This window comes from Streptococcus sp. 9.1 (genome assembly GCF_016648815.1).
Classification (GTDB): Bacteria; Bacillota; Bacilli; order Lactobacillales; family Streptococcaceae; genus Streptococcus; species Streptococcus salivarius_E.
The window spans coordinates 90,585-115,046 of sequence record NZ_JACLQS010000005.1 but is presented as its reverse complement, the minus strand read 5'-3'; the positions used below and the strand labels follow the sequence as shown (position 1 = coordinate 115,046).

The following is a 24,462-nucleotide window of genomic DNA, read 5'->3' as shown; positions in this document are numbered from 1 at the left end:
CGAAAGGAAAAAAGATGGCAAATATATTACGCAAAATCATTGAAAATGATAAAGGCGAAATTAAGAAACTAGAAAAAACTGCCAAGAAAGTCGAGAGCTATGCTGATGCAATGGCAGCTCTTTCAGATGAAGAACTTCAGGCAAAAACAGAAGAATTTAAAAAACGATATCAAAACGGAGAAAGCCTAGACCAACTCTTGCCAGAGGCATTTGCAGTTGTTCGTGAAGGGGCAAAACGTGTCCTTGGACTTTTCCCATATCGTGTGCAAATCATGGGTGGTATTGTTCTTCACCATGGTGACGTCCCAGAGATGCGTACAGGGGAAGGGAAAACCCTGACTGCGACAATGCCTGTTTACCTAAATGCTATTTCAGGTGAAGGTGTGCACGTTATCACTGTTAACGAATACCTTTCAGAGCGTGATGCGACTGAAATGGGTGAGCTTTATAGTTGGCTTGGTTTGTCAGTAGGGATTAACCTTTCAGCCAAATCACCAGCTGAAAAACGTGAAGCTTATAACTGTGACATCACTTACTCAACCAACTCAGAGGTAGGTTTCGACTATCTTCGTGATAACATGGTTGTTCGTAAGGAAAACATGGTACAACGTCCATTGAACTATGCCTTGGTCGATGAGGTTGACTCAGTTCTTATCGACGAAGCTCGTACACCATTGATTGTATCAGGTCCTGTAAGTTCAGAAACTAATCAGTTATATCACCGTGCGGATGCCTTTGTTAAGACCTTGACAGAGGATGATTATGCCATTGATATTCCAACAAAAACGATTGGTTTGAATGACTCAGGTATTGACAAGGCTGAAGAATTCTTCAACTTGGACAACTTGTACGATATTGATAATGTTGCCTTGACTCACTATATTGACAACGCCCTTCGTGCCAACTACATCATGTTGCATGATATTGACTATGTGGTCAGTCCTGAGCAAGAAATTCTTATCGTTGACCAATTTACAGGTCGTACCATGGAAGGACGTCGTTTCTCAGATGGGCTCCACCAAGCCATTGAGGCAAAAGAAGGTGTGCCAGTTCAAGAAGAAACGAAGACATCTGCCTCAATCACTTACCAAAATATGTTCCGTATGTACAAGAAATTGTCAGGGATGACTGGTACTGGTAAAACTGAGGAAGATGAATTCCGTGAAATTTACAACATGCGAATCATTCCGATTCCAACTAACCGTCCAATTCAACGTATTGACCACGATGACCTTCTTTACCCTACCTTGGATGCTAAATTCCGCGCTGTGGTACAAGATGTTAAACGTCGTTATGAAAAGGGACAGCCAGTCCTTGTTGGTACGGTTGCCGTTGAAACATCTGACTTGATTTCTAAGATGTTGGTTGAAGCAGGTATTCCTCATGAAGTGCTAAATGCCAAGAACCACGAAAAAGAAGCGCATATTATCATGAATGCGGGTCAACGTGGTGCCGTTACGATTGCGACCAACATGGCCGGTCGTGGTACCGACATCAAACTTGGTGAAGGTGTTCTTGACCTTGGTGGACTCTGTGTCATTGGTACAGAGCGTCACGAAAGCCGCCGTATCGATAACCAGTTGCGTGGTCGTGCGGGACGTCAAGGGGACCCAGGGGAATCTCAATTCTACCTTTCACTTGAAGACGAATTGATGCGTCGTTTCGGTTCTGATCGTATCAAACAAGTCTTGGAACGTTTGAATGCTGATGATGAAGATATTGTTATCAAATCACGTATGTTGACACGCCAAGTGGAAGCGGCTCAAAAACGTGTCGAAGGAAATAACTACGATACTCGTAAACAAGTCCTTCAGTACGATGACGTTATGCGTGAACAACGTGAAATCATCTATGCTGAGCGTTATGATGTTATCACAGCGGAACGTGACCTTGAACCTGAGATTAAGGCTATGATTACGCGTACGATTAACCGTACAGTAGATGGTCACAGCCGCAATGATCAAGAGGAAGCTCTTAAAGGTATTTTGAACTTTGCTCGTCAGGCTTTGGTTCCTGAGAATGCCATCTCACTTGAAGATTTACAAGAAGTGGGAGAGGTAACGAAACGTAGTGTTAATTATGACGCTATTAAAGTTTACTTGAATGAGTTAGCAGATGATGTTTATGATCGTCAAATCAAGAAATTGCGTTCAGAGGAAGCTATCCGTGAATTCCAAAAAGTCTTGATTTTGATGGTTGTTGATAACAAGTGGACGGACCACATCGATGCCCTAGATCAATTACGTAATGCCGTTGGTTTGCGTGGTTATGCACAAAACAACCCAATCGTTGAGTATCAATCTGAAGGGTTCAAGATGTTCCAAGATATGATTGGGGCAATTGAATATGATGTGACACGTACAATGATGAAAGCACAAATTCATGAGCAATCTCGTGAAAATGTGAATGAACGTGTTTCGACAACAGCAACAGGCAATATCCAGGCCCACCAAGCAGATGCTAATGGTCAAGAAATTGACTTTAGTAAGGTTGGTCGTAATGACTTCTGTCCATGTGGCTCTGGTAAGAAATTTAAAAATTGTCACGGTCGTAAACAATTTTAGGAAAAAAATAGGTAATTATTATGGTTTTTAAAGCAGTAAGTGAAAAAATTGATTTTGATGCAGTTAAAGAATCAACTACATTAACAGGTGAAGCCCTTGCCAAGAAACAAGCTCGTGATAAAGAGCTTGAAGCAATCATCAAGGGTGAAGATGACCGTACGCTTTTGGTTATTGGTCCATGTTCATCTGATAATGAAGAAGCTGTTCTTGATTATGCTCACCGTTTGGCTAAACTTCAAGAAGAAGTTAAAGATAAAGTCTTTATGGTTATGCGTGTCTATACAGCTAAACCTCGTACAAATGGTGATGGCTATAAAGGACTTGTACACCAACCTGATGCTGAAGGGAAACCAAACCTAATCAATGGTATCAAGGCTGTTCGTAATCTTCACTACCGTGTTATCACTGAAACTGGTATCACAACTGCTGATGAAATGCTTTACCCAGAAAACCTTCCTTTGGTAGATGACCTTGTGTCATATATTGCCATCGGTGCACGTTCTGTAGAAGACCAACAACACCGTTTTGTTGCATCAGGTATTGATGTTCCAACTGGTATGAAGAACCCAACATCAGGGAACCTTAACGTTATGTTTAATGGTATCTACGCTGCACAAAACAAACAAAACTTCCTCTTTAACGGTGAAGAAGTTGAAACTTCAGGTAACCCATTGGCACACGTTATTCTTCGTGGTTCAACGAATGAATATGGTAAAAACGTGCCTAACTTCTACTATGATGATGTTCTTGAAACCATCGAACACTATGAACAAATGGGCCTTGAAAATCCATTCATCGTTATTGATACAAACCATGATAACTCAGGTAAACGTTACTTGGAACAAATCCGTATTGTTCGTCAAACCTTGATTAACCGTGACTGGAATGAAAAAATCAACAAAGTTGCACGTGGTTTCATGATTGAATCTTACCTTGAAGATGGCCGTCAAGATGCGCCAGATGTCTATGGTAAATCAATCACTGACCCATGTCTTGGTTGGGATAAGACAGAAGAATTGATTCGTGAAATCCACGATACTTTGTCAAAATAATAAGGTAACAGAAACCATATATGGGGAGTGAACCGTTTGGATGACCAAGCGGTTCGCTCTCTTTTCACAAAGAGAGGGAAATAGATGGGAATTCATCAAAATAGTCCGCTGATTGATGTAGCGGAAGTAAGGAAATTGCATGCTCTTACGGGAGATGCACTAGTAACTAAACAGGCTAATGATGAGGCTTTGGCAAAAATTATCAAGGGTGAGGACAAACGTATTCTCTTGGTTATTGGTCCATGTTCATCTGATAATGAAGAAGCCGTTCTTGACTATGCTCACCGTTTGGCCAAACTTCAGGAAGAAGTGAAGGACAAAATCTTTATTGTTATGCGTGTTTATACAGCTAAACCACGTACTAATGGGGACGGTTATAAGGGGCTTATCCACCAGCCAGATGCAGAGGGTGATGTAGACCTTCTTGCTGGGGTTAAGGCGGTTCGCCACCTTCAGTCACGTATTATTACTGAAACAGGCCTCCCAATCGCTGATGAGATGCTTTATCCGTCAAATCTTTCCTTCTTTGATGATTTGCTTAGCTACCACGCTGTTGGAGCACGTTCGGTTGAGGACCAAGAACACCGCTTTGTAGCTTCAGGTATTGATGTGCCAATTGGTTTGAAGAACCCAACGTCAGGGAATTTGAATGTCATGTTTAATGGTATCTATGCTGCGCAGAACCAACAGCATTTCCTTTACAATGGCGCTGAAGTTAAAACAGATGGTAACCCACTCGCTCACGCTATCTTGCGTGGTGCCAACAATGAAAATAGTCAGAACATTGTCAACTACCATTTCGAAGACTTGGTTAAGGCTTTGGACAAGTATAGTGCATTTAATTTGGAAAACCCATTTATTCTTGTTGATACAAACCATGATAACTCTGGTAAAAACTTCATGGAACAAGTTCGCATTGTGCGTGAAGTCCTTCTTAACCGTGAGTGGGATGAGCGTATCGCGGATACCGTGCGTGGCTTTATGATTGAGTCTTACCTTGAGGATGGTCGTCAAGACACACCTGAAGTTTACGGTAAATCAATCACAGATCCATGTCTTGGTTGGGATAAGACAGATAGTCTTATTCGTGAAATCCACAATCGACTTTCGTAACAATTATGATTTTTGGACATGGTATAGACTTGCAGGAAATTTCAGCTGTTAAAAAGGCTTATGACCGCAATCCACGTTTTGCAAAAAAGGTATTGACACCAAAAGAGTGGGAGCGTTTTGAATCCCTTTCTGGCAATCGTCAGATATCCTATTTAGCAGGTCGCTGGGCCGGTAAGGAAGCATTTTCAAAGGCCTGGGGTACAGGTATTGGAGCAGTCGGCTTTAAGGATATTGAAATTTTGACCAATGACAAGGGCGCGCCAGTGGTGACCCAGTCGCCTTTTGAAGGCAATGTCTTCATCTCGATTTCTCATAGCGGTGATTTTGTTCAGGCAAGTGTCATTTTAGAAAAAAACTAAGAGATAGATGTTGGAAGAGGATAGCTTATGATTTCAAGTTTACATCGACCAACCTTGGCAAAGGTTGATCTATCAGCAATTTCAGAAAATATTGAACAAGTGGTTAGTCACATTCCTAAAAAGGTGCAGACTTTTGCAGTTGTTAAGGCCAACGCTTATGGTCATGGGGCTGTTGCGGTGGCCAAGCATTTGTCTAAACAGGTAGATGGTTTTTGTGTTTCCAACCTAGACGAGGCACTTGAACTCCGTCAGGCTGGCTTAGAGCAACCGATACTTATTTTAGGAGTCGTCTTGCCAGACGAGGTTCCTTTGGCTATTCAAGAAAACATCACTCTGACGGTAGCTTCGCTTGAGTGGTTGGAAATAGCTAAGAAGCAAGGGCTTGATTTGACTGGTTTGACCTGTCATATTAAGATTGATTCAGGTATGGGACGCATTGGGGTGCGTAGCCAAGGAGATGCAGATAGTTTGATTGCTGGTCTGAAGTCACTTGGTGCGGATGTCGAAGGTATTTTTACCCATTTTGCAACAGCTGATGAGGCAGATGATAGTAAATTCAAGCGTCAATTGGCCTTCTTCACGGATTTGGTTAATAACTTGGTGGACCGCCCTCGCTTGGTACATGCTAGCAACTCTGCGACAAGTATCTGGCATGCAGAAACAGTCTTTAATGCGGTACGTCTAGGTGTCGTCATCTATGGTCTCAATCCTAGTGGCAGTGCTTTAGACCTTCCCTATAACATTCGTCCTGCTTTAAGCTTGGAGACAGCACTTGTTCATGTTAAGACCCTGCCAGCAGGTCAAGATGTGGGTTATGGTGCAACGTATACGACGACAGCTGATGAGGTTATTGGAACCATTCCGATTGGCTATGCGGATGGTTGGACCAGAGATTTACAAGGTTTCCACGTTGTTGTGGATGGCCAGCTTTGTCCTATTGTTGGGCGTGTGTCTATGGACCAGATCACTGTTCGACTTCCTAAGGTTTATCCCCTAGGAACTCCTGTCACTCTTATGGGGGAAAATGGGGGAGCAAGCATCACTGCGACAGAGGTGGCTGAAAAACGTGGCACTATCAACTACGAAGTCCTTTGTTTGCTTAGTGATCGTGTACCTCGTAGCTATGACTAATATAAATAAAGAGAAATCCAGTTTGATACTGGATTTTTTGATTTTAGTGAAGACCATTTTCATGTGTTATAATAGCTGATAAGGCTTCCTCTTTCACGAGGAGAAGAACACGATAGAAATGATAGAGGATATGATTCGACTAGATTCACCAATTGCGGATTTGAAAGGTTTTGGTCCTAAGTCCGCTGAAAAATTTACCAAATTAGATTTGCACACGGTTGGGGACCTCTTGCTTTATTTTCCTTTCCGATATGAAGATTTTAAGAGTAAGTCTATCTTTGAACTGATGGATGGCGAAAAGGCTGTTATTACGGGAACGGTGGTGACCCCTGCTAATGTGCAATATTATGGCTTTAAACGTAATCGTCTGAGTTTTAAAATCAAGCAAGGAGAAGCAGTGATTGCCATTAGTTTCTTCAACCAGCCTTATCTTGTAGACAAGATTGAGATGGGGGCAGAAGTGGCTATTTTTGGCAAATGGGACCAGAAGAAGTCTGCAGTGACTGGCATGAAAGTCTTGGCTCAAGTTGAGGACGATATGCAGCCAGTCTATCATGTGGCCCAGGGTGTTAGTCAGGCCCAGCTGATAAAGGCTATAAAGGCAGCTTTTGATAGTGGGGCCTTGAATTTGTTGGAGGAGAGTCTCCCACAGGTGCTTATGGACAAGTATCGTCTCATGGGACGCCAAGAGGCTGTGCGTGCCATGCATTTTCCGAAAGATTTGGCTGAATATAAGCAGGCTCTACGTAGGACAAAGTTTGAGGAGCTCTTTTATTTCCAGATGAATTTACAGGTACTGAAGGCTGAGAATAAGTCCGAAACCAATGGTCTAGCAATTGCTTACGATGAAGCTAAAATCAAAGACAAAATTGCAGAATTACCATTTCCCTTGACAGAAGCCCAACAGCGCAGTTTATCGGAAATCCTAGCTGATATGAAATCTGGGGCTCATATGAACCGTCTCTTACAAGGAGATGTGGGCTCAGGGAAAACAGTTATCGCTAGCCTTGCCATGTATGGAGCCTATACGGCAGGCTTGCAGTCTGCCCTCATGGTACCGACGGAAATCTTAGCAGAGCAGCACTATCAAAGTTTACAGGGGCTTTTTCCTGAGCTAGAGGTAGTGCTCCTAACTTCTGGGATGAAGGCGGCGGACAAAAAAGTAGCTCTTTCCAAAATCGAATCTGGGGAGGCTCAGATGATCGTGGGGACTCACTCACTGATTCAGGATGCTGTGACTTATCACAGGCTTGGGTTAGTTATTACTGATGAACAGCACCGTTTTGGGGTTAATCAACGTCGTATTTTCCGTGAGAAAGGTGACAATCCTGATGTCCTCATGATGACAGCGACACCTATCCCTAGGACCTTGGCTATCACTGCTTTTGGAGAAATGGATGTGTCGATTATTGACCAGATGCCAGCTGGACGGAAACCCATTATTACTCGCTGGGTTAAACATGAGCAACTAGATACCGTACTGACTTGGATCAAGGGTGAGTTGGAAAAAGATGCTCAGGTCTATTTTATCTCACCTTTGATTGAAGAGTCCGAGGCTCTCGATTTGAAAAATGCGGTGGCCCTTCATCAGGAACTCACAGATTTTTTGGGGGATTTAGCTAAAGTGGCTCTGATGCACGGTCGCATGAAAAATGATGAAAAAGACCAAATTATGCAGGACTTCAAGGAAAGAAAGTCTCAGATTTTAGTATCAACCACAGTTATCGAAGTAGGGGTTAACGTGCCAAATGCTACAGTTATGATCATTATGGATGCCGACCGCTTTGGACTTAGCCAGCTTCACCAACTTCGAGGACGTGTAGGTCGTGGCCATAAGCAGTCCTACTGTGTTTTAGTGGCCAATCCTAAAAATGATACTGGAAAAAAACGCATGCAGGCCATGTGTGAGACTACGGATGGTTTTGTTCTAGCAGAAGAGGACCTTAAAATGCGTGGTTCAGGAGAAATCTTTGGAACACGTCAGTCAGGAATTCCTGAATTTCAAGTGGCTGATATTGTGGAAGACTATAATATCCTAGAAGAAGCAAGGCGCGTGGCCAGCCAAATTGTATCTGACCCTAACTGGCGCGAGAATCCTGATTGGCAGGTGCTTGGAGCTCATTTGAGAAGCCAAGGCGAGTTTGATTGAGGAGGAAAACCATGAAAAAGAAACGGTTAAAACTCGATTTTTTTGCGATTTTGCATCCCTTGTTTCTTATGATGTTAGGTCTCATGTTTTATTTTTTCGCCTTCATCTTGATTTGGTTTATTACCGAATTGGCAAAGCTGATAGAAGGAAAGACAGACTTTCATACTCTATATTTTTATTCACTTCTTATCTCTCTAGCTTGTTCGATATTACTGATTATGTACGTCGCGGGTTTTATAGCTCAGCTGATTATACATATACAGCATCAAAAGGAAAGGACGCTTTTGCCGGTCTGGTGTATGCTTACGGCTGTACTGATGCTTGTGCCCCTATTCGAAGATTTTAGTATCTTAAGCTCGTCCTGGAATTTTAAAGGGTATTTTCTTTCCATAGTTGCCTACATTGCCTATCTCTTTACAAAGCTACCCAAGGTTATTGAAAGTTACCGCTATCATGCGACAATTCGCTATGCCGTTTGGGTGGCTCTGGTCTTGGGAATTATTTTATCCATGCTTTAGACAGAAAAACTCTCAGTAAACTCACTGAGAGTTTTAAGTTTCCTTCAAGCTTATTACAAGCTTTCTTTAAGTTAGGACACCTATAATAAAACCATCAAAACGAGATAGGTTTTGATAATAAAACGTTTTGGCTAAGCCAAACCATTCCTAAAAAAGGAGGACAAAACAATGACAGTAAAAATTAAAGTAACCTACAACCGAAATTTCCAGAAGCATCCTCAAGACTTTAAGGTTTATCAAAACTAGTATTGATGCTAGGAAGAGGCTCAATTTACCCATATTCTACAACTTTCATCCTTCATTTTCCAAAATCCCTTTTTCCTTTTTTTCATAACGTAGAATCCCTCTTCTTAAACTCATAAAAAGTCTAGACGGAACCATGACCAGTCTAGGAGATTAAAATAAGTAAGCTAACCAGTTGAGATTTTCTTGGCTGGTTTTTATTTTTTGAATTTTAGATAAAAAATATCGAAAAACGATAAAAATGTGTTGACAAGGAGAAATAAAGAGTGTAATATATAATTATCGATAAACGATAATAAGTTTTCGATAAAGATAATCTTATTCGCGAAAAAGAGAAATTATATACCAAAAACTATTTAATAAAGGAAATACTTATCATGAAAACACTTAAATCAATCATCAACGCTGTTCTTATTCTTCTTATGGCAATCTACGGTCTTGCAATGCTTGCTTTACTTATCCTTCCTTTTGTGGATGTGACTAATCTTTTTCCAGGTGCTGAGGTTCATTACCTTTCTGGATGGGGTTACTGGCTAGTCTCAGAGTTACAATTCGCCTTCTATCTTGCCTTGCTTTGTCTCCTTCGTAAAGAGCTTAAAGACTTTACTTGGAAGGCATTTTGGACAGAAGATTTTTCTCTCTTCTTGAAAAAGGCTGCTCTTCTAACCTTTGTGCCATCAGCCTTGAATATCTTCCTGCAGTTGGGAACGACTAATCACCTTGTAGTGGACTTCAGCACATCAGTCTGGCTCCTCTTGGTCTCTCTAGCTTGTGATGCTGTCCGTCTTCGTAAGGGACAAACAGCTGCTAAATAATTTAATAAATCTTATTTGCAAAGTAGTAAAATCTTATCTATAAACTAGTATTTTATATTGATATTCGATATAATTGATACTGTTAATAGCTAGCTACTGATTTGGTATGAGGTCAAGGGCTTCTAGAAGCACCTTGGCTTTTCTAGTCTATCATCAGAGAAATCAATTGAATTTACAATCGAGGTAACGCATGACAACTATCTTATTCTATTTTTTAATCGTCCTAGCCTTGGCTGGCTCTAGTTATTATGGTTGGAGATCCGCCAAAAGTGCTAAGAATCGTCAGGAGACACAAGAACAAAAGCGTTTGCGTAGTGGCCTTCTTTTCGTAAATGTCCTCCTCTTTGCGGGATTTTTAAGTCTTGTGATTACCATTCTTAATGATGCCTTTATCTTGAGCGGTCATGAAGGACTCTTACAACAAGGTTTGCGTATGCTTCTTGGTTCGGGTGTTACTGTGAAAAGTAATGGTCCAAGTTTGACACTTTTTGCAGCAATCATTGATTTCCTTCGTTTGGCAGTCAACATTGGCTTCTTGTTGTGTCTACGTGCCTTTCTGATTAATCTTTATCGTTCTGATATTTTCATCGCTAAAAATGCTAAGTTAGTTCGTTGGTCAGCGCATTTGCTCGTTCTTGGGGCCTTTATCAATAATGGTATTTTTACATTTGGGACAGGCAACCAGAGTTATAGTTTCTTTAATATCAGTTATTTGCTAGTTAGCTTTGTTCTCTATGCTGTTGCTATGATTTTGACTAAGGCTAATGCCATTGCTGAGGAAAATGAGTACACGATTTAGGAGGGGCTTATGATTATTGTCAATTTGGACGTTGAACTTGCCAAGAAGAAGATGCGCTCGGGTGAGCTAGCAGAACGTATTGGTATTACCCCAGCCAACCTTTCAGTTCTTAAGACAGGCAAGGCCAAGGCAATCCGTTTTACAACACTGGATGCTATTTGTAAGGAGCTAGATTGCCAACCAGGAGATATTCTTGAATATAGACCAGATGAATAAAATTAAAAGCCTGAAGCAGTTCAGTCACTTCTCTAGTGATCATGCTTCAAGCTTTTTATTTTTTCTTCAACCATGCGACCAGGGCTAGACTGGCTAGCACGGTGCCACAGACCATGGCGATATGTGTTTTTGAGACTGTCAGCTCATAGTGGAAATCTTTATTTTCCAATTTATCGGTTGCTTCAATACTAAGTTTCATGTCTTATCCCTCGATATAGTCTTTCAATTCTTGGTCTTTGAGTCCCGCACTGAGTGCGATGAGGAGTTTGAGGCGAGCCTTTGGTGCGTTGAGTTCTTTAACAAACATAACGCCAGCTTCTTGGAGTTTGACTCCCCCGCCTTCATAGGCGTAGACAGGTTCGGCGATACCGTTGAAGCAGCGGGAAACGAGCACAACAGGGACTCCTTTTTCCATAAGATTTGTGATTTCTCTTGCAGCCAATGGTGGGAGGTTTCCAGCACCTAGTGCCTCGATAACAACGCCATCAATCTTTTCAGGGTCTAGGAGACTGATGATTCCATCTCCGATACCCATCCCAGCATAGGCCTTGATGATTGGTACTGTTCCTGTGATTTGTTCCAAGTCAAAACGAACCCGAGGCTCTGCAGTTTTGAACCAGAGGATATCATGCTTCATGATGATTCCTAGTGGACCGTGGGTTGGTGTGTGGAAGGTTGCCACGTTTGTGGTATGGGTCTTAGTCACATACTTGGCTGCATGGATTTCATCATTCATAACGACCAGGATTCCTTTGTCAGCGGCCTTGTCGTCGCTAGCAACACGTAGGGCTGAGAGATAGTTATAGACTCCGTCGCTTCCTAGTTCGTTCGACGAACGCATGGCACCAGTTAGGACGATTGGAATCTCAGGGACGGCCATGGTGTCTAGGAAGTAGGCTGTCTCTTCCAGAGTATCTGTTCCGTGGGTGATGACCACACCATCATATTGCCCAGCTGTTTCCTTGATTTTTTTGTAAATATCCAGCATGTGGTAGGGTGTGATATGTGGGCTTGGGATATTAAGAAAATCGAGAACGGTTAGTTCTAAATTGTCTAAATCAAGCCCCACATGGTTCATGGGATTATCAGCGTTTTGACTGACCTTGCCATCATTATCCGCTGACATGGAAATTGTTCCTCCAGTGTGAAGGACTAGGATTTTTTTTGTCATTTATATTACTCACCATTATATTATATGTTATAATTTATTTTAGCATAATATGTTAGAAGGAGGGGAGCTCTGTGGCCATTAAAGCAGTCTTTTTTGATATTGATGGGACTTTTCTAAATGACCGAAAACGTGTGTCAAGTTCAACCAAAAAAGCTATCAGTCAAATGAAGGAAGATGGTATCTTGGTTGGTTTGGCAACAGGTCGTGGTCCAGGATTTGTTCAGCCTTTCATGGACAATCTGGGTCTGGATTTTGCAGTCACTTATAACGGTCAGTATATTTTGACTCACGACAAGGTCCTTTATCAAAACCAGCTCCCTAAATCAACAGTCTACAACTTGATTCGCTATGCCACCAAGCACCGTAGAGAGATTTCTCTAGGGACTAGTACAGGTCTTGTTGGTTCCAATATTATCAGTATGGGGACGAGTAAGTTTGGGCAAATCGTTAGTCGTATTGTCCCTAAGTCCTGGGCTAAGATGGTGGAACGTAGTTTCAAGTCTTTGATTCGTCGTTTCAAGCCACAAAGCATTGAAACCCTTAAAACTATCATGCGTGAGCCTATTTATCAGGTAGTTATGGTAGCGACGGTGGGTGAAACACAGGGTATTCAAGAAAAATTTCCTCATGTGAAGATTACCCGCTCAAGTCCTTACTCAGCCGATATTATTTCAGCGGATCAATCTAAGTTGAAAGGTATTGCTCATCTAGGTGAGGTTTTTGGTTTCGAACTCAGTGAGGTTATGGCCTTTGGGGATTCGGAAAATGACCTAGAAATGCTGTCTGGCGTTGGCGTTGGTGTTGCCATGGGAAATGGTGAAGACGAACTGAAAGACCAGGCTACCCATGTCACTGATACTAATAACCAGAATGGGATTGCCAAAGCCTTGTCACACTATGGTTTGATTCACTTTGAAACAGAGAATTCATTTACCAGTGATGATGACAATTTCAACAAGGTTAAGGATTTCCACCATTTGATGGATGGCTCAACTACCGATATGCCTCGTGTTTACGGTATTGAGGAAGCTAGTCACCGTTCGGACTTCAAGTTGGAAGAAATTGTCGAATTCCTCTATGCTTCATCAGGTGGGGACAAGCGTGTCTTTGGTCAGGCTGTTCTGGATTTGCATGCTGCTCTTGACAAGGCAGCGCTCAAAGTTAGTTCTAAAGAGCACTCAGAATCAACTATGGTTGGTCAGGTGGATGCTTTGACTGACTTGCTTTATTTGACCTATGGTTCATTTGTCCTTATGGGTGTGGATCCTAAGCCTTTCTTTGATACTGTTCATGAGGCTAATATGGGTAAAATTTTCCCAGATGGCAAAGCTCACTTTGATCCTGTGACTCACAAAATTCTTAAACCAAGTGATTGGGAAGCGCGATTTGCACCAGAACCACACATTAAACGTGAGCTAGATCGTCAGATTCAAAAATCTCTACAAAGAAGTAAATAAGAAGTTATAAAGGTTTGGACAGTTTGCTCCGAACCTTTTTCTAATAAAAATGACATTTATTAATGGCTTTATTTGTGATAAAATAAAGTCATTCTATGTATTTTTAAGGAGATTATTATGACTAAAGCAGATTGGTTAGATTTTTTTGAAGCCATCAATGGTCGTTCAGCGACTGAAGAAGAAATTGCAGCAGCACTTGCAGCTGGTGAGTTCCAAGATGACGCCCCAGCAGTAGAAACTGCTCCAGTACAAGAAGCGCCAGTTCAACCAGCTTTCGCTAGTGCCCAAGAAACACCAGCACAAGAGGCGCAGCCACAACCAACTTTCGCTGGTGCACAAGAGGCGCAACAACAACCGACTTTTGCAAGTGCACAAGAAGCACAACCGCAAGCTCCTTTTGCAAATGCTCAGGCTGCTCAAGCACAACCAACCTTTGCAGGGGCTCAAACAGCTCCAGTCCAAGGAGTGCCAAATCAAGCAGTGCAACCACAAGCTGGTTTTGCGAATGCTCAAGCTGGTCAACAAACAGCTTTTGCTAACGGTCAACCGCTTCAACCAGGTCAAAATGTTCAATTTATCAATGGCCAAGCTGTAGTTGTTCCAGCACAACCATCAGCATTTGCGACAACTTTCAAAAACTACTGGACATGGTTGCTTAATGCATGGCGTCGTCCAGCTGACATGACAGACTATGGTAAACACAATGGTTGGCTTAACTATATCTTCTTGTCACTCTTCACTGGACTTGCCTTCTTTGCAATCTTGAGCGCTGTGGCACGTAAATTTATTAGCCCAGTTGTATCAACAACAAATGCATTGTCTAGTATGTTTGGTTCTTATGGAACAGATAGTTACTCATCTTCAATTTCAAGTCATACATCTAGCATTGGTTTTGGAGCCTTCTTCGCAAGTATCCTAGCTGCCTTCCTCTTTATCTTTGCTTTTATCTTGGCAGGATTTGTGACACGTAAGGCCATCTTCCGTGACCCTGAGACTACTTTCTTGAATAGCTTTGATCGTTTTGGTCGTTTGACATCATTAGCCTTGCCAATCTTGCTTGTAACAATCTTGTTGGGAGCTATTGGACTTGTTGCCTTCCCAGGATTCTTGTTCTATGTTGTTTACTTCTTATTTGCAATTGCTAATCTATTTACAATTGTTCCTGTAACAACAGCGTGGAAGGCTGATAAGTTCTATCAAATGATTTTGGCAGCACTTTTGAATGGTGTGATTTTGTCAATCTTGTTTGCAATCGTATTTGCTATCATGTCATCATTTACAGTAGGTCTTCTATTCTAAGTAAACCTCTGACGATTTTTGAAAAAGCAAGTTTATAGGAGTCTTTATGGCAACAAAAGAAAAGTGGATTGATTTATTTGAAAAGGCAGTTGGTCGTCCGCCCCATGCTTTGGAGATTGAAGAAGGCCAGAAAGCAGACTTTGACTTAAAGGCTATTAAAGGCATTTCGGCAATGGGCTTGGACCAAGCAGCCACTCCTTCTGAACCAACAGAAGAAGTTGATGAGTATGACGTTGCCGAGGAAGTGTTTGAAGATGTACCGCTTGGTGATGAAGAGGAAACGACTCCTTTAGAAACTAAGGAGCTTTCACCAGTATCTCAAGCAGATCAAGGTCAAACTGAAGAAAATTCAGAGGCCGCTTCTAAAGAAGCACAAGCCATCTGGATGAAGGCTTTTAAAACCTATGTTGGACGTCAACCTCTTCCTGAGGAATTCTTACTTGGTAAGTCTTCAGGTTATGATGTGTCAACTATCCATCAGTTTATCTCAGATGGTAAGGCTGCGAAACCAGCCAAGCCTGCCATGGCTAAAGGGAAGAAAATCCTGATTATTGCTGGTGTTGTTGCAGCAGTCTTGGCACTTGCTGGTTACGGCTTTGGTTCTTACTACTACTCACGTGGTCAAGTAGCAGAGCGTTATGAAGCAGCAGCTAAGAAGAGCTTTAAAGATAGCTTGGAATACCAAGTATGGTCTGATACTAAAAAGGAAATTAAAACATCCGAAGTCAAGTACACAGACACTAAAAGTACACAAGCCTATAGCAAGAGCCAACTCCTGTCTGGCGAACGTATGCAAAAGGTTGGGCGTCAGTTCCTTATTTTTCCTAAGTGGAGAGTCGTGGTAGATCCTGGAACGGTTGATTTAACCGTTAATACAGCTGATTTGAATGTGACTATTAACGGGGTTTCTTATGCGACTACAGATGGCAATAACTACACGGCTAAATTGAACCATCTCTATCCAGGAACTTACAATTTTGTGGCTTCTGGTAAGGTCAATGATCAAGATATCACGGTCTCATCTGAGGAAAATGTGACCTCTAAAACAGAAGTTAACCTTTCTGTAGAGTATCTTAGCTTTACTGTTAAGTCTAATCTTAAGGATGGAGACCTCTACGTTGGTGGTACCAAAGTTGGAACCCTTAACTCAGGGAAACTAGATGTTAACAAGGTAGCAGTAGCTGGATCATCAGCCGTTTATGTTAAGAAGAATTTCGAAGATGGTAGCTCTATCAAGACAGAGACACTGTCTATTAAGAAAATCTCTGAAGGTCAAACGGTTACTCTAGATGCTGATGGTGTTCTTGACCGTGATACGGCAGATCGTCTCTTGACCGCTGCCTACGGTAAATTTGGTAGCTACGCTTCTAATCACAACACGACACCAGATGGTGTATCCGATATTTTCCTTAATGGTACTGATGATACCATGTACAAGGATGTAACGGCTGATATTGATAAAAATACTACAGGTGCCAAAAACCGTGCCGCTGATAGTATTACTTTCTCAGACGTTGACGTCACAGAAGTCGTTCAGACTGGTGAGAAGACCTTCAAGGTGACCTTCACTGCAGTTTATGATTTCTATTATGGTTATGATTCGAAATTCAAGTCATCAGGAGATATCAAAGATAAAATCTCATGGTCATGTAATGTAGAATATGTTGGTGATGATAGTGACTCTAGCAACAATGGTTCTAACTACAGCGACTACCGTATCAATGGCAAGGCTGGCGAATCACAAAATGTGAGTCGTGAAAATACGGTGAAATAGTAGATGCTTGCTCAGTTAGTTAGCATTGAACGGATTACAAATAGGAGGTTAGTCCTCCAGACTAAAAAATGAAGAACTTGGCAATTGCCAGGTTCTTTTGTTTGTCTGTTATTACCTCTTAGGGGCTAAACCGTGCCACTTACCTAAAAGGCCTTGTTTTGTGTAAAGCAGTTGTTATAATGGAAGCATCAAAAGGACAGGAAAGGAGTCATATGAAAGTTAGAATCGAATTAGACCCATCCATGGATGAGCCTGAAATCTTGATTCGAGCTCCTCGGTTAACACAGGAATTAGCCCAGCTCCAAGAATCTATTCTAAAGCAAAAGTTAGTTCCTTTAGCCTTTTACAAGGATCGAAGCGAATATTTTCTGGATTTGGCAAATATTCTCTTTTTTGAAACAGACGGGGAAAAGATTTTTGGACATACCAAGGATGAGGCCTATGAGGTGAAGCAAAAGCTCTACGAATTAGAAGAGTTGCTCCCGATTGCCTTTTGTCGGATTTCCAAATCGACGATTGTTAATGCTAAGCAGATTTATTCTTTAGAGAAGTCTTTTTCGGGGACTAGTACGGTGAATTTTTATCAGACCCACAAGCAGGTCCATGTATCAAGACGCTACTATCAAGTTTTAAAAGAACGACTAAACGAAATGAGGTAAGATAATGAGAAAGAAATTAATTGGGATCCTCTTGATCCTTTTGGCAGCTTTGGTAATTGTACAAGACTATTTTATAAAATGGGAAATTAGTATTTGGATGTTGGCCTGGGTAGTCTTATTGGTAATTTTGTCCCTTTCTAGTCTTTTGAAGCGACATTTTGGTCTTGGTTTCGCCTATGGCATTGTGGCTCTATTTTCACTTAATGGACAGTTCCATTTTCTTCCAGTATCTAATTCTGTCCTTATCTTTTCTTCGATTCTTGCAGTTATTGGCTTGAACATTCTCTTCAATCCTTCTAGTAAAACAAAGAATCGTTTTGGATTGGGTTCTACTGGTTCGGACGCTAATAATGGTGGAAATGATATTGATGTCACTTTTTCAGCAGTGACCAAATATCTCAATGACCAGCAATTTACGCATGGGAGTGCGGATGTTAGTTTAGGACAGGCTTCCGTTTATTTGGATAATTGCCGTATTGAGGGGCCATCTGCCCAGTTTGATGTGGACGTTTCTCTTGGAAGTCTTAGTCTCTATGTGCCCAGTGATTGGCGAGTACATGTGAATGTGGATAACTCTCTTTCAGCTGTACAGCATGAGGAAAATCCTAGTAACCTGACTAGCAAGGACTTCTACATCAAAGGAGATGTTTCCTTGGGTAATTTAGAAATTATTTATGTTGGTGAGAGTTCGATTAATTAAGTTAGTGGAGGGAACCTCTGATTAATATAATACCTATTGTTTTATCTCATCTCCTGTGATAAGATAGGCTCAATCTATTTTCAGGAGGGTCAAGACATGGTTTCTACTATTGGTATTGTGAGCTTATCTAGTGGAATTATCGGTGAAGACTTTGTCAAGCACGAAGTGGACTTGGGTATTCAACGTCTCAAGGACCTTGGACTCAATCCTATCTTTTTACCTCATTCGCTAAAAGGCTTAGATTTTATCAAAGAACATCCTGAAGCTCGTGCAGAGGATTTGATTCATGCCTTTTCTGATGATAGCATCGACATGATTCTATGTGCCATTGGTGGAGACGATACCTATCGCTTGCTACCCTACCTCTTTGAAAATGACCAACTACAAAAGGTTATCAAACCAAAGATTTTTCTCGGTTTCTCGGATACAACCATGAACCACCTCATGTTGCATAAGCTAGGGGTCAAGACTTTTTACGGCCAATCCTTTTTAGCCGACATTTGTGAGTTAGACAAAGAAATGTTGCTACATTTTCTAAAAACGTTCTAATGTAAAGTCTTTCCTTAGAATCCCGAGGTTTTGTCCTTGAATCCAAGTTGTTTTTCTGTTATACTAATAAAGTAATAAGGAGAAATATATATGACTAAACAGAGAATTAATCAAGTTGTTGGTTCAATTGGTGCCTTTATCGGGATTATTGTATTTATAGCCTACATCCCTCAAATTTTTGCCAATTTACAAGGGAACAAAGCTCAACCATTCCAACCTTTATCAGCAGCTGTCTCTTGCTTAATCTGGGTCATTTATGGATGGACACAAGAGCCTAAGAAAGACTGGATTCTAATCATTCCAAACTCAGCCGGGGTTATCCTTGGCGGACTGACTTTCCTTACTGCTCTATAAGAATACAACTACTATAAAAAGCAACCACATCGAGCGGTTGCTTTTTTACTATTTTCTCGATCTAAAAGTCTTCTTCTGACTCTAATTCTTGTTGTTTTATCTCATCTCCTGTGATAAGATAGGCTCAATCTATTTTCAGGAGGGTCAAGACATGGTTTCTACTATTGGTATTGTGAGCTTATCTAGTGGAATTATCGGTGAAGACTTTGTCAAGCACGAAGTGGACTTGGGTATTCAACGTCTCAAGGACCTCGGACTCAATCCTATCTTTTTACCTCATTCACTAAAAGGCTTAGACTTTATCAAAGAACATCCTGAAGCTCGTGCGGAGGATTTGATGCAGGCATTTTCTGATGATAGCATCGACATGATCTTATGCGCCATCGGTGGAGACGATACCTATCGTTTATTGCCTTATCTTTTTGAAAATGACCAACTACAAAAGGTTATCAAACCAAAGATTTTTCTCGGTTTCTCGGATACAACCATGAACCACCTCATGTTGCATAAGCTAGGGGTCAAGACTTTTTACGGCCAATCATTTTTAGCAGACATTTGTGAGTTAGACAAAGAAATGTTGCCATATAGCCTCCACTACTTCAAGGAATTGATTGAGACGGGAAGAATCTCGGAAATTCGCCCTAGTGACGTTTGGTATGAGGAAAGAACTGACTTCAGTCCCAAAGCCTTGGGAACTCCTCGTGTCAGCCATGCAAATACAGGTTTTGACTTGTTACAAGGCAATGCTAAGTTCGAGGGGGAAATCCTCGGCGGTTGCCTCGAATCCCTCTACGATATTTTTGACAACTCTCTACACGCAGATAGCACAGACCTCTGCCAAAAATACAAACTTTTCCCTGACTTATCCGACTGGGAAGGAAAGATTCTATTGCTAGAAACAAGTGAAGAAAAGCCTGAACCTGATGATTTCAAAAAAATGTTGCAAACTTTAAAAGAAACTGGGATATTTGAGGTCGTCAGTGGACTCTTGGTCGGGAAACCTATGGATGAAACCTTCTATGACGACTATAAAGAGGCACTATTGGATATCATTGATAGCAATATCCCAATTGTCTATAATCTGAATGTCGGACACGCAACTCCAAGAGCGATTGTTCCCTTTGGAGTCCACGCCCATGTAGATGCAAAGAAGCAAGTCATTCGCTTTGACTATAACAAAGAAAGCTGAGATAAGACTCTCAGCTTTTTTTAGAAAGTAGGAGTATCTTAGTTGCTATAAAGCATGACACTTTAAGTGGATAATACTCCTGTATTTCTAAGTTCATCCAGTCTATCAGATTGATTGAGACTCAAGGGAGTGGGACAAGGAACAATTTTTAAAAAGTTGTTCGGTCCTACTCCCTTTTTTCCTATTTTATAGTCTCTTTATTTGTGATAATATAGTATAGTGAAAAAAACTAGACTGGAATAACTTTACTCTTTTGGAGTTTTATGTGACAGCGATGAATAGAGACAATCTAAGCGGATGCCTGCTTGGAGCTATAGTCAAGAAAACTCAAAATGAGGAATGAGGCTAGAAGGGAAATTGTTATGAGAAAAAAAGCGATTGGTATTGATTTAGGGACAACGAATTCCGTTATGGCTGTTGTTCGTGAAGATGTGCCAGAGATTATTCCGATGGGGACGAATGACGATCAGGTCTTACGTTCAGCGGTTTACTTCTCAAATATTAGTGGCCAAAACCATGTATCTTTTGGTAAAGAAGCCATCGAGCGTGGGACAGAAATCGGAAGTACAGAAAACTTTAAATTTGACTTCAAACGTGACATCGGGCGTCCGATTGCTAGTGATACACCAGACCACACACGTGTCAATTCTATTATTCTTTCGGCCTTGGTTTTGAACGAATTTCGTAAACGTGCCTATGTCGTTGGTCAGGAGATGGGCCAGGCAGACGGTATCAAGGATGCTGTCATCACAGTGCCTGCCTACTTTACGTCAGATCAACGTGCGGCAACTAAGAATGCTGGTCGTATCGCAGGATTTAACGTCTTGCGTATTATCAATGAGCCTACAGCTGCGGCCATTGCCTATGCCCACACTAAAAATGCCCAAGGAAATGTCTTGGTCTTCGACCTAGGTGGAGGAACTTTTGACGTTACTATCATGCGCGTGGCTGATCATGCCTATGATATTTTGGCAACTGATGGGAATTCACGTCTTGGTGGGATTGACTTTGATAAGCGTCTTGTGGGCTACATCATGCAGGAGTTGGAAAAACAAGGGGTCAATATGACTAACCTTTCCGAGAAGGAAAAAATTCAACTTCAATACAAGGCTGAGCAGATTAAGACTAGTCTATCAGTGAATGACCAAGCTCTCTATGAGCACTATGTCAATGGTCAAGGTTACGGTGTCTTGATTACTCAAGCAATTTTCAATGAAATTACCTTGGACCTCCTCAAAGATACTGAAATCAAGGTACAATCTACCCTTCAAGCGTCTGGCTTGAAATGGGAAGAGATTGACCATATCCTGCTTGTGGGTGGTTCAACACGTATGCCAATGATTCGTCAAATGATTCGCCTGATGAGTGGTTTGGAACCTAAGTTTGACCTTAATCCAGACACTATCGTGGCACAGGGGGCATCTATTTTGGCCGACCTTATCGTCAATAACGAGGTTAGCTTCTCTGAGCACCAGGATGGTAAGACAACTGAGACAGACAGAGTAGTTGTCAAGGATGTGACCTCTCAGGGAATAGGTCTGCTCTTCAAGAAAAATCCAAACAAGAACTACAGCTTTGTGGGTGACTACTATAATAGTGTCGTGGTTCCACGTAACTCGGTCTTGCCTTTGGCAGTGACCAAGGATCTCTTTGCGGTCGTGGATGGACAGAGTAAGTTCAAGCTTCGTATCACAGAAGGAAATTATGAAAATCCATTTGCTGTGAAGATTTTGGGACAAGTGGAAGGACAAGTGCCACAACCTCGCCAGAAAGGCGAGCTCTTGGCACAAGTCACCTATGCCTTCGATTCGGAACAAATTGTTACCGTAACAGTGTCTGATCCTCGAAGCAATACTGTTGTGGCACGTTTTTCAGTCAACGCACAAGTCAACCAAACCCAAGAAGTGGTTAAGGAAGACTTGTCAGAACTTCAAGCTATTTTTGCTAAATTCATCTCATGATAGACTACTACAAAGCAATTGATACAGAGACAGGACAGGAAGTATCTTATTTAAGAGAGGTCAGTAACCGTATCTCTCCAGAGATGTCGGCTCAAGATTGTTTCGTGGCACTTTCCTTTTTACGTGAAGAGCTGGAGGAACTCTGGACAAATGGTACCTTGGATAAAGAGGGAGAGCGTTTGCGTAGTGAGCTCTACACGATTCGCTCAATCTTTTTCTCAGACCATGAGAAGTTACAATACGACCGAAAACTCAGACAGGCTCAGAGAAAGGCTTGGGAAGTTGAGAAGGGGACGGCTGCTGATACTAGCAATGTATCAGGTAAAAAGGAAATCCCTTTTGAACCTGTTGCGGTGACTCAGACTAAAGAGTCGTCTCTTAAAAATTACCTCTTTGCGGCCTTCGCCTTTGTGATTCTACTAAGCTTGATTCTCTTCTTCAATATCAATGTCATCGTTCTTATTATCGGAGCCATTCTAATTGTGGCTTTGATGTTACTTATGTCTTAGGAGATATTAATGGAAACCAATCAATTAACATTTGAACATATCTGTTTCAAATATAAGGGAAATGATAACCAGCTCTTTACAGATTTGGATGTTACTATGGAGACTGGCCGAGTTGTCGGTATCTTGGGTGCCTCTGGTTCAGGGAAAACAACCTTAACTGAGATTCTCCTTGGCCAGCTTAAACCAACCTGCCAACAATTTCGTATTTTAGAAAATGGCAAACCTGTGACTGCTGGTTCACGCTCTTGGTCCTATGTGCCCCAACAAAATCTTCTTCGTGAGTACCTCAAGGTATCTGAGACCTTTGATTTTTATGCGGACCATCATCTGAAAGGAAGTGGTAAGCTGACTAAAAAGCATCGCATTGCAGGGATTATGGATGATTTAGGGCTGACGGAATTTGCAAACAAGAAGATTTCAGAGCTTTCTGGTGGGCAAAAACGCCGTGTCTCCATTGGTATCGAGCTTCTTAGCCCTAGTCCCTACTTTATCCTTGATGAGCCGTCTTCAGGCTTGGATGCTCTTAGTGACCGTAATCTCTTACGTACCTTGAAAATCTTGGCTAAATCAGCTAACAAGTCTATTGTGGTTATTACCCACAACACAGAAAACTTGGCTATTTTTGACAAGATTATCTTCTTGTCTAAGGGACGTCCGACATTTGCAGGGACCTATGAAGAGTTGCTTTTGGAATACAAGACTAGCGATCCTTATATGATTCGTAAATATATGGATATGAATATCGCAGATGTCTACCAAGAGCTCAATGCTTCAACACGTATTTACAAGATTTAGGGAGACTTATGAACGCAGCATTACGATTAAGTTGGTATAAATTTAAACATCACTACATGGATTTTGTTAAGGTTCTTCTGGGCATTGTCGCTTTCGAAGGCTTAATCCTCTATATTCAGGACAAGGGATTTTTGAAAGATTTCGAAACAACTCGAATGACCCTCTTTCTCTTGCTTTTTTCAACCAGTCTCTTGATTGTGGTTCAAAACAGTATTTATATTTCTAAGGAACGCTCGGTCCTCAACCGTGACTTTTTCTCAGGTTTGAGTCGTTCGGCCTTTGCCTTGGCTAGTATGGGGATTCACGCCTTCTTTGCTGTTTTGGAAACCATTGTCTTTATCCTATCTTACTCTGTTTTTAGTAAGTTCTTTGACAAAGAATTTCCAGACGCTGGTCATATTTTTGGTTCCTACCGTTGGGAAGTTGGGATTACAGTGCTTCTGGTTTTCTTGGCGTCGCATTTTATTGCCCTCTTTATCTCAGCCTTGGTTGGCAAATCTGAGATTACCTCTGTTATCCTAGCAGTCGTTGTGGGTATCATGCAATTTTCATTGTCGGGAACTATCCTATCTTTGCCAAAAGCCATTGATTGGGTACAAAAATTTGTCTATCTAGGTTATGGCCACAAGCTTTTTGGGATTTCTAGTGACTTGTCAGACTTGCCATCTAGCTTGGCTAAGTACCATGTTCCTGTCCCTAAGAGCCAGTTGGAGGCTTTTCAAGGGTCTACAGGCGAATTCTGGGGACAATGGTGGGCCTTGGTACTTCATTGCCTAGTTTATGCCCTACTCTTTTTCGTCACACTTCAGAAGAAGGAGAAATAAATGCAACAATATGATGAATGGCTGATTGACTTCCAAGTTCAGCATGGCCGCAAGCCGAGCGATAAGGAAGTTGCTGAAGCTGCTAAGACTGGTTTTGCTCTTTCTAGTGGTTTGAGCAGACAGAAAAATTCTAAATTCAGACAAGTTTTGTCTAAGGTTGGTTTGGGCGATCTCAAGTTTAGCTGGTTTTTAGTTTTGGAAATTTTGCTCTTGATTTGTATTGCTCTCTTTGGCTATGTTGTAGGCTATCTATTTATCTAGG

General features: G+C 41.5%; 24 protein-coding genes and 1 pseudogene. 23 read left to right on the top strand and 2 right to left on the bottom strand.

Annotated features, from left to right (window positions below; genetic code table 11):
• Nucleotides 1-14: 14 nt before the first annotated feature.
• From secA to H7T93_RS05430, 10 genes are all read left to right on the top strand, one after another.
• The gene (gene secA, locus H7T93_RS05475) at nucleotides 15-2,564 is read left to right on the top strand and encodes a preprotein translocase subunit SecA (RefSeq protein ID WP_004183450.1); all 2,550 of its coding nucleotides are present in this window, start codon (nucleotides 15-17) and stop codon (nucleotides 2,562-2,564) included.
• A 20-nt stretch (nucleotides 2,565-2,584) separates the two neighbouring features.
• A complete protein-coding gene (locus H7T93_RS05470; protein WP_003094677.1) occupies nucleotides 2,585-3,616 on the top strand; it encodes a 3-deoxy-7-phosphoheptulonate synthase in 1,032 nt (343 codons plus the stop codon).
• 84 nt (nucleotides 3,617-3,700) lie between these two features.
• Complete coding sequence (locus H7T93_RS05465; protein ID WP_080610884.1) at nucleotides 3,701-4,729, top strand: 3-deoxy-7-phosphoheptulonate synthase; 1,029 nt, start codon at nucleotides 3,701-3,703, stop codon at nucleotides 4,727-4,729.
• Nucleotides 4,730-4,734: 5 nt separating this feature from the next.
• Nucleotides 4,735-5,088 carry a holo-ACP synthase gene (acpS, locus tag H7T93_RS05460; RefSeq protein ID WP_014635032.1) on the top strand — a complete coding sequence of 118 codons (354 nt, stop codon included), beginning with the start codon at nucleotides 4,735-4,737 and terminating at the stop codon, nucleotides 5,086-5,088.
• Between the two features lie 27 nt (nucleotides 5,089-5,115).
• On the top strand, nucleotides 5,116-6,219 hold the full coding sequence (gene alr, locus H7T93_RS05455; protein WP_080610882.1) for an alanine racemase: 1,104 nt from the start codon (nucleotides 5,116-5,118) through the stop codon (nucleotides 6,217-6,219).
• 118 nt (nucleotides 6,220-6,337) lie between these two features.
• On the top strand, nucleotides 6,338-8,368 hold the full coding sequence (gene recG / locus H7T93_RS05450) for an ATP-dependent DNA helicase RecG (RefSeq protein ID WP_260313903.1): 2,031 nt from the start codon (nucleotides 6,338-6,340) through the stop codon (nucleotides 8,366-8,368).
• Nucleotides 8,369-8,379: 11 nt separating this feature from the next.
• Nucleotides 8,380-8,886, top strand: a complete 507-nt coding sequence (locus tag H7T93_RS05445) for a hypothetical protein (RefSeq protein WP_048674927.1) — start codon at nucleotides 8,380-8,382, stop codon at nucleotides 8,884-8,886.
• 620 nt (nucleotides 8,887-9,506) lie between these two features.
• The gene (locus H7T93_RS05440; protein WP_048674924.1) at nucleotides 9,507-9,944 is read left to right on the top strand and encodes a hypothetical protein; all 438 of its coding nucleotides are present in this window, start codon (nucleotides 9,507-9,509) and stop codon (nucleotides 9,942-9,944) included.
• A 190-nt stretch (nucleotides 9,945-10,134) separates the two neighbouring features.
• Nucleotides 10,135-10,743 (top strand): DUF2975 domain-containing protein, encoded by a 609-nt coding sequence (locus tag H7T93_RS05435; RefSeq protein ID WP_201041663.1) that lies wholly within the window; start codon nucleotides 10,135-10,137, stop codon nucleotides 10,741-10,743.
• A gap of 9 nt (nucleotides 10,744-10,752) precedes the next feature.
• Nucleotides 10,753-10,959, top strand: a complete 207-nt coding sequence (locus H7T93_RS05430) for a helix-turn-helix domain-containing protein (protein ID WP_048674918.1) — start codon at nucleotides 10,753-10,755, stop codon at nucleotides 10,957-10,959.
• Nucleotides 10,960-11,014: 55 nt separating this feature from the next.
• On the opposite strand, the gene H7T93_RS05425 is transcribed toward H7T93_RS05430, so the two are convergent.
• Nucleotides 11,015-11,158 carry a hypothetical protein gene (locus tag H7T93_RS05425; protein WP_013991161.1) on the bottom strand — a complete coding sequence of 48 codons (144 nt, stop codon included), beginning with the start codon at nucleotides 11,156-11,158 and terminating at the stop codon, nucleotides 11,015-11,017.
• A 3-nt stretch (nucleotides 11,159-11,161) separates the two neighbouring features.
• Nucleotides 11,162-12,130 (bottom strand): asparaginase, encoded by a 969-nt coding sequence (locus H7T93_RS05420; RefSeq protein WP_037602584.1) that lies wholly within the window; start codon nucleotides 12,128-12,130, stop codon nucleotides 11,162-11,164.
• Nucleotides 12,131-12,201: 71 nt separating this feature from the next.
• On the opposite strand from H7T93_RS05420, the gene H7T93_RS05415 reads away from it, so the two are divergent.
• From H7T93_RS05415 to H7T93_RS05355, 13 genes and pseudogenes are all read left to right on the top strand, one after another.
• The gene (locus H7T93_RS05415) at nucleotides 12,202-13,587 is read left to right on the top strand and encodes a Cof-type HAD-IIB family hydrolase (RefSeq protein ID WP_175057787.1); all 1,386 of its coding nucleotides are present in this window, start codon (nucleotides 12,202-12,204) and stop codon (nucleotides 13,585-13,587) included.
• 117 nt (nucleotides 13,588-13,704) lie between these two features.
• Nucleotides 13,705-14,886, top strand: a complete 1,182-nt coding sequence (locus H7T93_RS05410; protein WP_175057786.1) for a DUF6574 domain-containing protein — start codon at nucleotides 13,705-13,707, stop codon at nucleotides 14,884-14,886.
• Nucleotides 14,887-14,932: 46 nt separating this feature from the next.
• Complete coding sequence (locus H7T93_RS05405; protein WP_175057785.1) at nucleotides 14,933-16,660, top strand: zinc ribbon domain-containing protein; 1,728 nt, start codon at nucleotides 14,933-14,935, stop codon at nucleotides 16,658-16,660.
• Between the two features lie 212 nt (nucleotides 16,661-16,872).
• Nucleotides 16,873-17,319: a LytTR family DNA-binding domain-containing protein gene (locus H7T93_RS05400; RefSeq protein ID WP_037598460.1), complete on the top strand. Its 447-nt coding sequence runs from the start codon at nucleotides 16,873-16,875 to the stop codon at nucleotides 17,317-17,319.
• A gap of 4 nt (nucleotides 17,320-17,323) precedes the next feature.
• Entirely contained in the window at nucleotides 17,324-18,019 is a 696-nt protein-coding gene (locus H7T93_RS05395) for a LiaF transmembrane domain-containing protein (RefSeq protein ID WP_175057784.1), read from the top strand.
• A gap of 96 nt (nucleotides 18,020-18,115) precedes the next feature.
• Nucleotides 18,116-18,559: pseudogene (locus tag H7T93_RS05390) on the top strand (LD-carboxypeptidase); the annotation flags it as partial.
• Nucleotides 18,560-18,658: 99 nt separating this feature from the next.
• Nucleotides 18,659-18,922, top strand: a complete 264-nt coding sequence (locus tag H7T93_RS05385) for a SemiSWEET family transporter (protein WP_008535551.1) — start codon at nucleotides 18,659-18,661, stop codon at nucleotides 18,920-18,922.
• Nucleotides 18,923-19,073: 151 nt separating this feature from the next.
• Nucleotides 19,074-20,111 (top strand): S66 peptidase family protein, encoded by a 1,038-nt coding sequence (locus H7T93_RS05380; RefSeq protein WP_201041662.1) that lies wholly within the window; start codon nucleotides 19,074-19,076, stop codon nucleotides 20,109-20,111.
• A 362-nt stretch (nucleotides 20,112-20,473) separates the two neighbouring features.
• Entirely contained in the window at nucleotides 20,474-22,072 is a 1,599-nt protein-coding gene (locus tag H7T93_RS05375; protein WP_022495864.1) for an Hsp70 family protein, read from the top strand.
• Nucleotides 22,069-22,581: a hypothetical protein gene (locus H7T93_RS05370; RefSeq protein WP_037602571.1), complete on the top strand. Its 513-nt coding sequence runs from the start codon at nucleotides 22,069-22,071 to the stop codon at nucleotides 22,579-22,581. The genes H7T93_RS05375 and H7T93_RS05370 overlap by 4 nt, the downstream gene beginning before the upstream one ends.
• A 9-nt stretch (nucleotides 22,582-22,590) precedes the next feature.
• On the top strand, nucleotides 22,591-23,376 hold the full coding sequence (locus tag H7T93_RS05365) for an ATP-binding cassette domain-containing protein (RefSeq protein WP_037602569.1): 786 nt from the start codon (nucleotides 22,591-22,593) through the stop codon (nucleotides 23,374-23,376).
• 8 nt (nucleotides 23,377-23,384) lie between these two features.
• Complete coding sequence (locus H7T93_RS05360; protein ID WP_014635018.1) at nucleotides 23,385-24,200, top strand: ABC transporter permease; 816 nt, start codon at nucleotides 23,385-23,387, stop codon at nucleotides 24,198-24,200.
• Nucleotides 24,201-24,461 carry a hypothetical protein gene (locus tag H7T93_RS05355; protein WP_002884593.1) on the top strand — a complete coding sequence of 87 codons (261 nt, stop codon included), beginning with the start codon at nucleotides 24,201-24,203 and terminating at the stop codon, nucleotides 24,459-24,461. It begins immediately after the preceding gene.
• The last annotated feature ends 1 nt before the right edge of the window (nucleotide 24,462 follow it).